Genomic DNA, 12,708 nt, shown 5'->3' on the forward strand with positions numbered 1-12,708 from the left:
GTCTATGATTTTGGGCCAGTCCAACTCCAAAACATCGTGATCTTGGGAGCACCCCGGCGCGGGCGAGTAAGTCATGGTGAGCGTTACGATCAACGGGCAAGTTCTGGAAGTCGAGGCGGGCTCTAGCGTGTTGCAGGCCGCGCGACAATTGGGTGTCGACGTTCCGACCTTCTGCTACCTGAAGCGCCTGCCGCCGCTTGCCTCCTGTCGCATGTGTCTCGTCGAGATCGAGGGGCTGCGGCGGTTGCAGCCGTCCTGCGCCACCGCGGTCACGGACGGCATGGTCGTGCGGACCAACACGACGCTGATCGATGAAACGCGTTCGTCCATGCTCGACATGCTGCTCGCCAACCACCCTCTCGACTGTCCGATCTGCGACAAGGGCGGCGAGTGCGAACTCCAGGACATGGTGATGGCCTATGGCCCGGGGAGGAGCCGCTTTCGTGATCCCAAACGCGTGTTTCACTCTCGCGACATTCGCCTGAGCCCGGTCGTGATCATGAACGTCAACCGCTGCATCCAGTGCCAGCGCTGCGTGCGGATGTGCGAGGAGGTCGTTGGCGCTGTCGCGCTCGGCACCGTCGAGAAAGGCATGGATACCGCCGTCACCGGCTTCGAGGGTAGTCTTGCCAGTTGCGACCAGTGCGGCAACTGCATCGAAGTATGCCCGGTCGGCGCGCTGATGAGCTTTCCCTACCGCTACAAGGCGCGGCCCTGGGATCTCGCCGAGACCGATACTGTCTGCCCGCACTGCGGCACCGGATGTCAGCTGACCGTCGGGGCCCGCAAGGGCGAGTTCATGCGGGTCCGCTCCAAGGAGGAGCACGGCGTCAACCGCGAGACGCTTTGTGCGCGTGGCCGGTTCGGCCTCGACTTCATCGAGGGGCATGATCGGGTCAAGCGGCCGATGATCCGTCGCGATGGCGCCTTGGTTGCAGTTTCCTGGGACGAAGCTGGAGACTATCTGCGCCGGCGGCTAACGGCGGTTGAAAGCAAGGCTGCTGGCGGCGTTGTCTCGCCGCGCCTGCCAAACGAGGTGCTTTATCAGTTCCAGAAACTCATGCGCACGGTCTTTCGGACCAACAACATCGACTGTTCGTCGCGCTGGTCCACCCCCTTCGATACGCTTGCCCCGCTGATGGCGAGCTACAGTCGTGCGCCTTTGAAGGAGGTACTCGGCGTCGATTGCGTGCTTGTCATCGGTGGCAACGTGACCGAGGAAAACCCGGTTACCGAATATCTGCTGCGGGACGCGGCGCGGCGGCGCGGCACCGGATTGCTCATGCTAGCGACGCGGCCTTCCCGTCTTGACGCCGATGCGGAGGCTGTGGTTCGCATACCGCCAGGCGGCGAGGCCACGAGCATTGCGGCCGTGGTCACCGGGCTTGTTATGGCCGCCGGCGAGAGGCTATCGGGCAACACTCTTGCAGAACTCGGAGCCATTGGCGCCAAGCCCGCGAGCGGTGACGAACCGGATCGTCTGGGCGCTGCGCTTGACGAAGCTAGCACGGTCGCCCTGCTCGTCAGTGTCGACCTCCTGAGGTCCTCTGAAGCGCGCGCGACATTGCAGCAACTCAGCAACCTGCTGCAACTTCTCCGTCTCCTCGGCAAAAGCCCGGCATTGCAGATCCTCTTTGACCGCGCCAACCAAATGGGCGCCTGGGATATGGGGGCCGTATCGGGTGCCTTGCCAGGGCTGCAGGCGGTGGCCGACGATAAGAAGCGCGCCGCACTTGCCCGGAACTGGGGCGCCGAAATCCAACATCAGCCGGGTGCCAATCTCGACGCGATGCTGGATCTCTGCATCGCTGGGCAAATGGGCGCGCTCTACCTTGTCGGGACGGACCCTCTAATCTCCTATCCGGACAGGGAGTTTATGGCCCGGGCCCTTGGTTCCGTCGATCTGCTGATCGTGCAGGACAGTTTCCTTACGGAGACGGCAGGCCTCGCCGACGTTGTCTTGCCGGCGTCGGGCTACGGCGAAGAGCCTGGCAGCTTCACCAACAACGAGGGGCGCGTCCAGCAGGTCTGCAAGTTCCGGGAACCCGTTTTCGAGGCGAGAGGCAACCTTGCGATCTTCGATCTTGTCGCGACTTTGCGCGGTCAAACATTGCAGCCTTCGACGCATGTCGAGATTTTCGATGAGATCGCTCGGCTGCTGCCGGCCTATCAGGCACTGAGTTGGGCCGGACTTGGCGCCGACGGCGCCTTCACGAAGGCAGACCCGACACCATCGGCGGTTGCCTTTTATCCCCCGCCAACTGGTTCGCAGTCGCATGACGGGCTGATGCTCATCACCGGCAACTGCCTGTTCCACAACGGCTATCTTTCGGAGCGCTCGGAAATCCTGAACACGGTCGCCAACGACCCCTATGTCGCGATGAACGCCGAAGATGCTGCAGAGCTTGGCATATCAGATGGTGACCAGGTGGTCGTAACTTCATCCCGCGGTGAACTGGTGGCGCAGCTCAGGGTCGAGAAGTTGTTTCCGACGGGCCTCGTCTTCGTTCCCGAAAACTATCGGTCCCTGCGCCTCAACAGCCTGATGCGGCGGGGCGAATACCCGTGTCCCGTCAATGTTAAGAAAGCGCAGACCACCCACCAAGCCGCGGGCGCGAACCGGGTCTGGCGTGGAGTTTGAGGCTGCGGCGCGCGCCCGCGGGGCCAACTGCGTGTTTCCTTCAATGGTAGCCGATGAAGGACAAAAACATGCAGCAATTCATAGTGCTACAGCGACCTTTGCGCGTCTGATAAGACGCGCGGCGCTGTAGGATCCCGACCCGGTCGGCGTGAGCTTCATCAGTGGTAACCGGCGCCAGCGATGTATTCGTGTAGGTGTCGCTCGGTGCGCTGTGCCTCATCGAGCCGATGCTTGACGACGTCGCCGATGCTGACGACGCCGACAATGGCCTCGTCCTCAATGACCAGGACATGGCGCGTGCGTCGCTGCGTCATGATCGACATCACCAAGGGCAGCCCATCGACAGCCGAACAGACGGCCACGTTGCGGTTCATGATATCGGCAACCGGCATCAGTGCTGCCTCGGGTCCGTATTCCGCAAGCGCGTTGCAGCAATCCCGCTCCGACAGCGTGCCGAGATACCTTCCGGGCGCGTGGCTGACGACCACGAAACCGATATTGTTGTCACGAAAGAGCCGCAGGATCTCCACCATCGTCTGGTCGGGAGCGACTGCGATCACTCCAGCACCCTTGTCCTTCACGATTTCACCGACAAACATTTCACCCTCCTATCTGCGCGCGCCGGTTCAATCGCTGCTCCTCACGTTCGCCGGATGTTGCGCCACCAGTTGTACCCATGCGGATCGTTTGTCTCGACCAGCACGTCCTGTTCTGTCTTCAGGCGTGCGGTGACGACGCCACCGCCGGTCATTGCCTTTCCAGGTTTGCCAAGCAGATCGTCACGTCCGATCACCAGGTCACGTGACGAGTAACTCGAGAATTCATACTGCTGGCCGAGTGCGATGGCGTCCGCCGGGCAGGCGTCCTCGCACAGGCCGCAGAACAGGCACCGGGCCGTGTCTATTTCGAATTTTGCCGGGTGACGGTTGCCGTTTTCGTCCTCATAGGGGACGACTTCGATGCAATCGCAAGGGCAGATGCGCGCGCAAAGTTCGCACGCGACGCACTTGATTTCGCCCTCTTCGTCCCGTTTCAGGAAGTGATGCCCGCGATAGCGCGAGTAGGGGAGCCATTTCTCCTTGTCCGGATACTGCATGGTGACGGGCTTGGAGAACATATAGCCAAAGGTCAGCGCAAAGGCGTTTGCCAGATCGGCAAAAAGCGCCCAGCCGATCCATGTTCCAGCTCTGTCGAGTACGCGTGACATCGTCGCGCCGTTCTACAGCGGTGTGCGTCTATTCCAACGCGGGAGGGTCGCTGTAGTCCCTTTGATTGCTGCACGCATCTTCCCCAGATCGACACGGATCTCGGAAGGCACGTGGAGAAGCCGCCACGGCTCCTAAGTGAAAGCAATACCAGTGATAATTATGTTCGCCATCGACAGAGGAAGCAAGACTTTCCATCCGATCGCCATCAGTTGGTCATAGCGATAGCGGGGCAAGGTGAAGCGGAACCACATGAACACGTAAATGAAGAATGCCACCTTGAGCGCAAACCAGAGAAGCGGTGGCAGCGGAATCAGAATACCGTTCCAGCCGCCGAAAAACAGGATGACCGAAAGAACCGATACCAAGAGCACGATGACGTATTCGCTGACCATGAAGAACGCGAAACGGATACCGCTGTATTCGGTGTGGAACCCGGCGCCGAGGTCCCCTTCAGCCTCGGCCAGGTCGAAGGGAATGCGCTGTGCTTCGGCCAATCCCGCGACGAAGAAGACGAAGAACCCGATCGGTTGATAGACGATGTTCCAGAGATCGCTCTGGGCGCGCACGATGTCCACGAGGCTCATCGACTGTGCGAGCATCACCACGCCGACGACTGCGAACCCCATCGGGATTTCGTAGCTGATCATCTGCGCGCAGGTCCTCAGGCTACCTAGAACCGCGTATTTGCTGTTGGAGGCCCAGCCGCCGAATATGACGCCGTAGACCTCCAGACCGATTACCGCGAAGACGAAAAGCAACGCCACGTTCAGGTTGGAAACATAGAGCGTGATCTCTGCATTGAGCACGGAGACCGTCTCGCCGAAGGGGATCGCGACGAACACGATGAAGGGCGGAGCGAGCGCCAGGATTGGCGCAAGCTTAAACAGGAAACTGTCTGCTTCCGCGGGGATATGATCCTCTTTCGTCAAGAGCTTGATGCCGTCCGCCACGGGCTGCAATAGTCCGTGCCACCCCACGCGCATCGGCCCCATGCGCTGCTGCATATGCCCGGCAATCTTGCGCTCCAACCAGGTTAGTGGCAACGGCAGCAGAAGCAGCATTGCGATCAGCAACGCGATCTTGAGGGCGATCAGTCCAAGGGCGACGAGAAGCTCCATGTTTCGCGGCCACCTAACCAACAGGCCGAAACGCGACCCTATATGGCCCCGCTTGCCCATTGAGCGCTTCGGTACTTCTAGCGTTGTCGATTTTCTCACGAAACGACGGTTGTGGACAAGCTACCATCTCCCGTTATGTGCGGAACTGCGGATGGACCACGCCACGTCGCCTGCAACGAACCTGGCAGTGAATTAACCCTGAAAACGCCAGCGTCTGAACGCGAAAATTGCCTCCACAGCTGGTGGTAAATTCACCCTCACCGGTGAACGGCGAGTGCATTGTCGTAGAGGGAACAGAATTCTGCGGCGACATCAGACGCGATCGATGCGATCAGCGGGGACAGTCGCGACGAGGGTGTGTCGAGATAGACCGCGAAATAGTCGGTGGCCGGAAAAGGGTGACGCACATTCAGCACTTTTAGGGTGCCAAGGCGCAATTCGTTCTGGATAACGATTGGCGGCAGGACCGAGATGCCTATGCCCGCGGCGATCATGCTGATCGTGGTGGCAAGCGAGTTGGAGTAATGTACCACGCCCTGACCGAAGGAATTGGCCGGAAGGTACTCGACCATGCGCCGGTGGGCTTGGGTTCCGACTTCATAGGAGATGATTGGGTTCAGCATCAGTTCCGCCCGGCTGATTGCCTCGTCGTCAGTCGGGAAGGCGCCGTTGGCGATCCAGAACATGCCGAATGTACACAGGTCAACGATCCGGTATTTCTCGATCTGCGAACCGTGGAAACCGAGAATGATGTCGAGTTCTCTCTTTTCGAGCTTCGACAGGATCGTCTGCGATGCATCGGTGGTTACCGCGACACGGACGCGCGGAAAACGCTGGCGAAGCGTGCCCATGATCCCAGGCAGTATGGCCAGGGCCATCGCTGGCACGAGCCCGATGCGTACGGTTCCCTCTACCGTCTCGGGTGGCGCCACATCGCTGACCAGGCGATTGTAGCGTGCGATGATGTCTCGCGCGCCCGAGACGAAGGAACGTCCCTCGCGGGTCAGGTGAACGTCACGCGTATCGCGTTCGAAAAGCCGGATGCCAAGTTCCTGTTCCATGGCCGAAATACGGTTTGAAATGGCCGCAGGCGTGATGTGCATGCGGTCTGCAGTGGCACGAAAACTGCGCAACTCGGCCAACCACACAACCGTTTCCAGGAATCGAATATTCATCGCGTGAATGCGCCTCACCATTATTACGACCGCTCTCGCGAATTTCACGCATAAATTGTCGTAAGCTGTTGTTTTATACAGACTATATTCCCGGATGCCACGTTACACCGTGAAGGCGATATGACAACGGCGGGCCGGCAAGGATTGCACACGCATGGCAAAAATGGTCCGGACAGAAGAGCCCGGACCATGGTGGCTGGATCGTGTCAGGCAAGCTTGGCCAGGACCTTCGCGCTCGCTCCGGTCATTTCGCCAAGTTTCTGAACCTTGTCCCGAACGCTGGCTTCACGCTTCTTGCCCGATTCCTGTCGTTTCAGCGCCTCCTCTGACACGGCCCGGACTTCATCGCGCGGAATGACCAGCACGCCGCTTTCATCGGCAAGGATGGCATCGCCGGGCATCACGACGGCGCCGCCGCAACTGATCGGAATGTTGAAGCCGCCTCCGAGATCGTAGAGGCGTGTGGTGATTGGCGAGAGGCCGCGCGACCACATCGGGAAGTCAGATTCCTGAATTTCAGTGAGGTCGGTGCAAGGTCCGTCGACGATGCCGGCAACCGCACCCGCCGCCTTGGCGGCAACAGTGACACCGCCGCCCCAGCACGCATATTTATCATCGCCCAAACGATCGACAACCAGGATGTCGCCTGGACGCAATTGCCCGGTGGCATGGTGAAGAAGGGTGGAATCCGGCCCGGCTATGGCCAGCGTCACGGCCGTTCCGACCACGCGGCGGCCGGGAAGAAGCGGCTGGATCTGCCGGTCCATGAAACCGAGCAGGCGCCAGTGGCCGACGGTTGCCGTCTCAACGCCGCTCAGGACGTCGAGGTCATCCTGCGGTATCTGTTCCGGCATGTCCTTGATGACGTACATGGTGATATCTCCTCAGGCGCAGGCAAGACGCCGGTGCTGGGTCATGGGGATCAGGTTGCGCACGCGCTTGATCTCCTTGGCGTCGATGCGCGCGGTGACAAAACCGACCGGATCGGACGCGCGGGCGATCGTGTGCCCCCAGGGATCGCAGACCAGCGAATGTCCGTAGCAGGCGCGCTTTTCCCCGTTGACGGTCACGCTGCCGGTCTGGCCGCACGCAACGAAATAGGTCTGGGTCTCGATCGCGCGGGCGCGGGCCAGAACCTCCCAATGGTCCTTTCCGGTCTGCAGCGTGAAAGCAGCGGGCAGGACGATGATGTCGCAACCGGCCCGTTCGAGTTGCAGGAAGAGTTCGAAGAAACGGATGTCGTAGCAGATGGCGCACCCGATCTTCATACCGTCAATCTCATAGGTGACGATGTCTTCACCCGGCTTGACGGTGGCCGATTCCTTGTAGGCGGTGCCATCCGGCGCAACGATGTCGAACATATGGATCTTGCGGTAGGCGGCGACTTCCTTGCCTTCGCGGTCGAACACGAAGGAGGTGTTGTAGATGCGGTTCTCGCCCTCGACTTTTTCCATGATCGTGCCGGCATGGACAAAGACCTTGTTCTCGCGTGCGAAATCCTGCGCCATCGTGTAGGCGGCGCCCCCGGCCGGTTCTGCCAGCGCCAGTTTCTCTTCGGTCGTGGTACCGTAGACTTCGAAATATTCCGGCAGCACGATGAGGTCCGGCTGATCGGTCTTCATCGCTTCGGCCATCAGGTCGCGGGCGATCTTCAGGTTGGCAACCCGGTCATTCTGCGGGTTGGTTTGGATAAGGCTGATTTTCATGGCTTTTTCTCCGACTGTCGGCCGCGATCAGGCGACGACCTTTTCCTGCTTGAGTGCGTTGATGGTGGACATGATGCCGGCGCGCAGCGCCATGTTTTGGGTGGCGACGACCAGCAATTCGGCACCTTCCTCGAGCGCGAAAGTGCGTTCCGCCGGCGTCCAGGCGGGCATGATCCAGGTCTTGCCGGCCACACGGGCCGCTTTGGCGATCCGGGAGAGATCCTGGCGATCCTCGTCGTTGAAGGCGTAGGCGCCGCGGCCACGGGCAAGTGCCAGATCGGACGGGCCCGGGAAGAGGCCGTCGACCGTGTCGAGCGCGATGATCTTTTCCACATCGGCAAGGCTCTCTGCCGTCTCGATCATGGCGTAGCACCTGGTGCGCCTGTTTTCTTTTTCGAAGGCGTCTGATGACGGGCGGGCGTAGCCGAACACGCGGCCCCCGGCGTAGGATCGGATGCCGAGCAGCGGATATTTCGCCGCCTTGGTGACCTCATGGGCGTGGTCAACACCGAGAATGTGCGGAAGGATCACGCCGTCTGAGCCGAAATCCAGCGCCTGCTGGATGGCCTCGGTGGTCGGCGCAATCACCTTGGTCAGCGTCGGGATGCCAAGGGATTTGGAAAAGGCCAGAAACTGGTCGAGCGTTGCGAGATCGAAGGTGCCGTGCTCGAGTTCGATGACCAGCTGGCTGACGCCGCAGGTCTTTGCGATTTCCAGGAAGCCGAAATGCGGCTGCGACATCCAGAGCGCGATATTGTCCATTTCAGTAGTCTCCATTTCAAAAGTCGTTACTTGCCGATGGTCCTGGAAAGGCCGAGCGTGCGTTCGATGACGAAAATGATGAGAAGGGTAGCGGCGACGAGGACCACGGACACGGCGGCTGTCATGGGGTCTGTCTGGCTTTCGACATAGTCGAATATCTCAACCGGCAGGGTCCGCAGACGTGGTCCGGTGATGAACAGAGAGATGACAACTTCGTCGAAGGACAGCAGGAAGGAGAGGGCGGCACTTGCAATGAAGCCCGGCATCATCAGAGGCAAAGTGATGCGGCGCACGACGGTGAACGGTGCAGCGCCCAGCATGGTGGCTGCATCCTCCACCGATGGTGGCAGGGTGGAAAACGCCGTGAGCATGATGCGGATCACGTAAGGCGTGGTGATGATCAGGTGGGCTATGATGAGCCCAGTGTAAGTGCCGAGCAGACGTGCCTGGACGAAGACCAGAAGAATGGCGAGACCAAGCACGATCGAGGGCAAGAGCAGCGGTGCCGTGAACAGGTTCAGGAGCAATTCGCGGCCGACGAAACGCCGGCGGCGGATGGCAAAGGCAGCAGGGACGCCGGCCGCAAGGCTAAGCACGGTGACCGTGACGGCGATCGTAAGGCTGATCCCCAGCGCATTGATGAAGCCGCTATGGGCGAACATCGCCCCATACCAGCGAAACCCCCAACTCTCCGGCGGAAAAGTGATGTAACTGTCGTTGCTGAAGGACAGCGGCAGCACAATCAGGATGGGTGCAAGCAGGAAGAGATAGATGCAGGCGACGAGTAGCCGGAAGGTTGTGCTCATTTGGCCGATCATGTCAGTGTTACCCCTTAGTCGAAGCGCTTGACGACGCGGGAATAGACCGCAAGCGCAAGGCCGAAGATGATGAGCACGATGACGGAGATTGCCGCGGCGGTCGGCCATTCGAGCTGGATGACGGCCTGGTCGTAGATCTCGGTCGCGAGCAGGAAGACCCGGCCACCCCCCAGGAGCTTCGGGGTGATGAACGAGCTGATGGAAAGCACGAAGCAGAGCAGGCAGCCAAGCGCGATGCCGGGCGCCGTCAGCGGCAGGATCACGCGACGGAAACGCGTCCAGCTATTGGCGCCGAGCGAGGCTGCAGCTTCCTCGTAGACATTCTCCAGGCGGCCGAAACCGGCGATCAACGACAACGCCATGTAGGGGATGAGGACTTCGACCATGCCGATGAAGACCCCAAGCGTGTTGTTGGTCAAGCGCAGCGGACTGTCGATGACGCCGGACGACATCAGAATGCCGTTGACGACGCCCTGGTCGCCAAGAATGACCATCCAGCCATAGGTGCGCACGACGCTGCTGACGAGCAGCGGAGACACGGTGATGACGAAGAGCATATTGCGCCATTTCGGTGAAACGCGATGCAGGAACAACGCGATCGGATAGGCGCAGCACAGCGTGATCAGCGTCACGCCGAAACCGAGCAAAAGCGAGTTGGCAACCAGTTCGAAGCTGAAACTGTCGGTAAAGAAATTGGCGTAGTTTTCGAGCGTGTAGTTGTTGGTCAGTACGCCGCCGCTTCGGCTTTCGATGAAGGAGATCATGCCCAGTCTGATGACGGGCAGGATGAAGGCAATGAAGTTGATGACCGCCATCGGAAGAAGAAGCGCAATCAGCAGGAAGGGAAACTTCTTCCGGCGGATAGGCGCATCGGCGATCGCTATGGATGAGGTGATCGCTGCCATGGTTCAGCTCCCGAAAACCTGCATGTCCTGCGGTTTCCATTCACAGAGAAGCTTTTCTCCGTTCTGAAAACTGTGGCCGGCGCTTGCGGTGTGCACTTCGGTGGTCAGCACATTGCCGCCGATATCGACGTCGTATTGCACGACGTCACCGATGTAGGTGACCCGCACCACCCTGCCGTGGGTGGAGTTGGTGGCGATGCTGATAAGACTGCGGTCGCGGCTCGGTGTCAGGCTGATCCGATGAGGGCGGATGGCAGCTTTCGCTTTTCCTGACGTCAGATTGCGCGTGTTGCAGGGGTAGACGGAAGCGCCGATGCGTACGCGGTCGAGTGCTTCGATCTCGCAATCAAGAATGTTGGTACGACCGACGAAATCGGCGACGAAAAGGTCGGCCGGGCGCTCGTAGATATCTTCCGGCGTGCCGAGCTGGGCGAGCTTGCCGCGATGCATGACGCCGACGAGGTCGCACATGGTCAGCGCTTCCACTTGGTCGTGGGTGACGAAGACGGTGGTGATCTGCAAGCGCTGCTGGATTTCGCGGATCTCGATGCGCATGTCGTCGCGCAACTTGGCGTCGAGGTTGGAAAGCGGCTCGTCCAGAAGGAGAAGGCGCGGACGGATAACCAGGGCCCGGGCAAGCGCTACGCGCTGCTGTTGCCCGCCAGACATTTCCTTCGGCTTGCGGTCGCCAAAACCGGGCAACCTTACCATTTCCAGCGCTTCCTCAACGCGGTGGCGTGCCTCGCGGCGCGAAACGCCACGCATCTCCAGGCCAAAGGCGACGTTTTGCGCCACGGTCATGTGCGGAAAGAGTGCGTAGTTCTGGAAAACCAGGCCGATATCGCGCTTGTGCGGCGGTTCGTGAGAGATATCGTCGCCGTCGACCGAGATGTTGCCCTTGGTTATGTCAAGCAGGCCGGCGATCATGCGCAGCGTCGTGGACTTGCCGCAACCGGACGGCCCGAGGAGGCCGAGCAGCTTGCCCTTTGGCACGTCGATGTCGAGATCGTCGACGGCCATGTAATCGACGCCGTAGCGCTTGGTGACGCCCTTGAGCTTGAGAAACGTCCGGTCGTCGGCGGAAGCGGCAACAGGTTCGTCGTCCTGTGCATCGCGGCGCAGTTCTTGAGTGTGCATATCATCACCATGTGCGGATTGAGGTCGGCGTAGGTGACGGGAAGCCATTCCCGTCACGACGGCGCGCGTGCGCGGTCAAGCGTCAATGGCGCCTGCAGCAGGGGCGACCTGTCAAATGAGATCGCTTGGTTCCGAGCCCGATCCGACCCGGATGCCAACCCTTAGCGGCCGGCGGGAATTATCTTGCGGCGCCAGGGCTGCAGGATATCTTCGCGCATTTCGCCGATCGTCATCCAGTCGACCGCGATGAGTTTTTCGCGTTGGGCCGGGTCCAACATCGGAATGCGCTTGGCGGTGGCTTCATCCACCTCGGCTTTTTTATTGGTTGGCGCGTAGAACATGGCTTTGGCAAAGGCCGCCTGCGCTTCCGGACCGATGGCGTAGTTTATGAAGGTCTGCGTCGCTTCAGCTTCGGACGCGTTTGCGATTGCACTGATCACGTTGATCTGTGAGGCAGTACCTTCAGTTGGGCCGACGGAGCTCACACGGCCTTCGGTCTGGTCGAAATAGAACTGAGAGCGAGCGTTCCAGCCGATCGAGACCGTAGCCGTGCCGTTGGCCACGAGCGTGTAGGCGTCGGGCTTCGGCTCCCACGTCTGTACGCGCGGTGCGAGCTCGACCAGCTTGTCGACACCGGGGTCGATCGTTTCCTTGTAGTCTTCTTCGCCTGCGAGGCGATTGGCGATGATCGTCAGAAGGATCGCCTGGATATCGCCACCACCTTGCGCCGGCAGAACGACTTTTCCGTCCTGCTTTTCATCCCAGAGAGTTTCCCAGCTGGTTGGCGCCGTCGGGAATGTCTTGCTGTTGTAGATCAGCGTCAGTGTATCGTAGGTAAGGGGAATTGCAGCCCCCCCAAGATCCTTGCCGATATCGTCGACGTCGGCATAATTCGGGACCTTTGACGTGTCGAGGTCGGCAACAAGACCCTCCTCCTTGGCGATCTTGGCGACAGACAGGTCATAGATGACCGCATTGACCTGAGGCGCGTCGCGTTGTGCACGCATATTGCCGAGAGAGGTGGCGGCGTTCTGGACACCATAGTAGTTTACTTTGATATCGGGGTGGGCCTGCATGAAGGGCTGAACGACCGCCTTCATGTAGTTTTCTTCAAAAGGACCGCGGTAGCCCATAACGGTGATTTCCGCGGCGCTTGCATAAGCTCCCGACAGCATAGTCGCTGCGAAAAGCGTAGCGGAAAGGACTTTCATGGAAATGCGTTTCATATCGGTATTCCC

12 protein-coding genes are annotated in these 12,708 nt (G+C 60.1%); 1 reads left to right on the plus strand and 11 read right to left on the minus strand.

Annotated elements, in window-relative coordinates:
- Positions 1-73 precede the first annotated feature (73 nt).
- Complete coding sequence (gene nuoG / locus PWG15_RS21530; RefSeq protein WP_275026018.1) at positions 74-2,641, plus strand: NADH-quinone oxidoreductase subunit NuoG; 2,568 nt, start codon at positions 74-76, stop codon at positions 2,639-2,641.
- Positions 2,642-2,799: 158 nt separating this feature from the next.
- Here nuoG and PWG15_RS21535 read toward each other — a convergent pair whose 3' ends face one another.
- The 11 genes from PWG15_RS21535 to PWG15_RS21585 form a co-directional block, all read right to left on the minus strand.
- Complete coding sequence (locus PWG15_RS21535) at positions 2,800-3,240, minus strand: CBS domain-containing protein (protein WP_275026019.1); 441 nt, start codon at positions 3,238-3,240, stop codon at positions 2,800-2,802.
- Between the two features lie 41 nt (positions 3,241-3,281).
- Positions 3,282-3,848, minus strand: a complete 567-nt coding sequence (locus PWG15_RS21540; RefSeq protein WP_275026020.1) for an NADH-quinone oxidoreductase subunit I — start codon at positions 3,846-3,848, stop codon at positions 3,282-3,284.
- Positions 3,849-3,980: 132 nt separating this feature from the next.
- A complete protein-coding gene (gene nuoH / locus PWG15_RS21545) occupies positions 3,981-4,967 on the minus strand; it encodes an NADH-quinone oxidoreductase subunit NuoH (RefSeq protein ID WP_275026021.1) in 987 nt (328 codons plus the stop codon).
- 257 nt (positions 4,968-5,224) lie between these two features.
- Complete coding sequence (locus PWG15_RS21550; RefSeq protein ID WP_275026022.1) at positions 5,225-6,142, minus strand: LysR family transcriptional regulator; 918 nt, start codon at positions 6,140-6,142, stop codon at positions 5,225-5,227.
- A 206-nt stretch (positions 6,143-6,348) separates the two neighbouring features.
- Positions 6,349-7,014, minus strand: coding sequence for an RraA family protein (locus tag PWG15_RS21555; RefSeq protein WP_275026023.1), 666 nt, complete (start codon positions 7,012-7,014; stop codon positions 6,349-6,351).
- A gap of 12 nt (positions 7,015-7,026) precedes the next feature.
- Positions 7,027-7,848, minus strand: a complete 822-nt coding sequence (locus tag PWG15_RS21560) for a carbon-nitrogen hydrolase family protein (RefSeq protein WP_275026024.1) — start codon at positions 7,846-7,848, stop codon at positions 7,027-7,029.
- Between the two features lie 27 nt (positions 7,849-7,875).
- The gene (locus tag PWG15_RS21565) at positions 7,876-8,610 is read right to left on the minus strand and encodes an HpcH/HpaI aldolase family protein (RefSeq protein ID WP_275026025.1); all 735 of its coding nucleotides are present in this window, start codon (positions 8,608-8,610) and stop codon (positions 7,876-7,878) included.
- 26 nt (positions 8,611-8,636) lie between these two features.
- Positions 8,637-9,428, minus strand: coding sequence for an ABC transporter permease (locus tag PWG15_RS21570; protein WP_275026026.1), 792 nt, complete (start codon positions 9,426-9,428; stop codon positions 8,637-8,639).
- Positions 9,429-9,442: 14 nt separating this feature from the next.
- Positions 9,443-10,333: an ABC transporter permease gene (locus tag PWG15_RS21575; protein WP_275026027.1), complete on the minus strand. Its 891-nt coding sequence runs from the start codon at positions 10,331-10,333 to the stop codon at positions 9,443-9,445.
- 3 nt (positions 10,334-10,336) lie between these two features.
- Positions 10,337-11,353, minus strand: a complete 1,017-nt coding sequence (locus PWG15_RS21580) for an ABC transporter ATP-binding protein (protein ID WP_425536822.1) — start codon at positions 11,351-11,353, stop codon at positions 10,337-10,339.
- A 278-nt stretch (positions 11,354-11,631) separates the two neighbouring features.
- The gene (locus PWG15_RS21585) at positions 11,632-12,696 is read right to left on the minus strand and encodes an extracellular solute-binding protein (protein ID WP_275026029.1); all 1,065 of its coding nucleotides are present in this window, start codon (positions 12,694-12,696) and stop codon (positions 11,632-11,634) included.
- Positions 12,697-12,708: the final 12 nt, after the last annotated feature.

The sequence above is a fragment of the Ensifer adhaerens genome, from assembly GCF_028993555.1.
GTDB classification, from domain to species: domain Bacteria; phylum Pseudomonadota; class Alphaproteobacteria; order Rhizobiales; family Rhizobiaceae; genus Ensifer; species Ensifer adhaerens_I.